The 1,898-nt window shown below is 37.8% G+C and carries 1 protein-coding gene and 2 pseudogenes; 2 read left to right on the top strand and 1 reads right to left on the bottom strand.

The window, feature by feature from the left end:
* Window positions 1-155: pseudogene (locus H5123_RS20295) on the top strand (endonuclease III); the annotation flags it as partial.
* Window positions 156-265: 110 nt separating this feature from the next.
* On the opposite strand, the gene H5123_RS20300 reads toward H5123_RS20295, so the two are convergent.
* Window positions 266-1,657, bottom strand: a complete 1,392-nt coding sequence (locus tag H5123_RS20300) for an alpha-amylase family glycosyl hydrolase (RefSeq protein ID WP_182699091.1) — start codon at window positions 1,655-1,657, stop codon at window positions 266-268.
* Window positions 1,658-1,775: 118 nt separating this feature from the next.
* Here H5123_RS20300 and H5123_RS20305 point away from each other — a divergent pair.
* Window positions 1,776-1,898 (top strand): annotated as a pseudogene (locus H5123_RS20305) (endonuclease III); the annotation flags it as partial.

Raw genomic sequence — 1,898 nt, forward strand, 5'->3', positions numbered from 1 at the left:
AACTGAATATGCTTAAAGTGGTGCCGAATGAGTTTAAAGTGGATGTTCATCATTGGTTTATTCTTCACGGACGGTACACTTGCTTAGCCAGAAAACCCCGTTGCGGCTCCTGTATTATCGAAGACTTGTGTGAGTTTAAAGATAAGACTGAGTAAGCTAATTTTTAATTGAAATATATTGATGATCATGCGAATAACTTAAATATGTGCTACTCGCATGATTATCTTAATTTGAAAACCTTAAATAGCCGCTTAACCTTTAATTATTACTGAACATAAACTCTATACTCCCAAGGCGCCAACTTAAGGCTTGTGTCTTCAGTAAGCGTTACCTTTTGTTTGCTAAATAGCTCTGTATATACTCCAGCTGTTTGTAGCCCCATAAATTGAATATCTTGCTCTTTATCAGAAAAATTAATCACAACAAACACTTTATCTTTGGTATTTTCGCGTATAAAACTAAACACTTCAGTCGGGTTAGTATTATAAATACGTTCCATTCTCGCGCCATACTTGCCATGCCATAACGCACTATTTTGTTTCTGTAAAGCTAAGAGCTTCTGAATCAATGGCTTAAACTCATGCTCTTTCCATTTAATAGGATCTTTTTCGAAAAACTCAAGCCGCTTATTATTCCCAGCTTCAAGTCCATTATAAATTAATGGCATACCTTCACCGACAATAGACAATACAATAGCTGTCGCTACTTTTTCTTCACTACCATAACGTTCAAATACGGTACCTTCCCACGAATTAGCATCGTGATTTGAAACATACGTCATCCGGTAGCTATTTTTTGGGTAAGCTCCCTCATTCCATGAATAGTATACAAACAACCTATTTAGATCAGCGTGACCACTTAAAATATCATGAATAGCTTCCTGCCAAGACCATGCATAAGTAGCATCAAAAGCTTTAGCATGTAAATCCCGCATCTCCCATTCAGCTAACATAAAAACAGGCTTGATCGCGTCTAGCTCTGACCTAACGTTTTCCCAAAAATCTAGAGGAACAAAACCTGCTACATCACATCGATAACCATCAATGTTCGCTTCTTTGACCCAATACTTCATTGCATCAGTCATGTATTCACGCATTTCTGGTACGTTATAATCAAAGTCTATTATGTCTGACCAATCCCACCAAGGCGTAGGTTGAAAATTGCCTTGCGAATTTTTTGTATACCAATTTGGGTGCTTATGCCTTAATTCATTATCCCAGGCACTATGATTCGCGACCCAATCTAAAATAACGTACATACCTAATTCGTGAGCAGCATTAACAAAGCTTTTTAAGTCATCTAAAGTACCAAACTCAGGGTTAACACCGTAGTAATCTTTTACTGAATAAGGGCTACCCAGCGACCCTTTTCTGTTTTCTTCGCCAATCGGATGAATCGGCATTAACCAAAGAATATCGACGCCAAGTTCTTTTAATCGTGGTAGTTGATGCTCAGCGGCTGCAAATGTTCCTTCAGGCGTGAACTGTCGCGTATTAATTTGATAAAAACTTGCATTCTTACTCCACTGAGGATGCGTTAACTTCACATATTCTTGCGGAACATAATTTGAGGAAATATTCGTTGTCTTAGTTTTTTTACTTATATTAGTACAAGCACACAGCCCTAAAAGCAGTAATATGAGCGTAAGTTTTTTCATTTGTGGAACACCTTAAACGATTAAGTTCAAAGAATATACGATGTAGCGACATTATTTTAAACAGTCCATTAACATGAATACGAATGCAAACCTTTGCGCCTGTCTAGCATAATTACCTTTTGGTTGGCCAACCATTGCCGTTGACACGCATATTTTTAGGTTAGCAAACCGGACTAAATTTGCCCCAGGCAAAAATGTCGATCAAGTTGAACTGAATATGCTTAAAGTGGTGCCGAATGAG

Origin of the sequence: Shewanella sp. SR43-4 (genome assembly GCF_014163845.1) — a bacterium.
Classification (GTDB): domain Bacteria; phylum Pseudomonadota; class Gammaproteobacteria; order Enterobacterales; family Shewanellaceae; genus Shewanella; species Shewanella vesiculosa.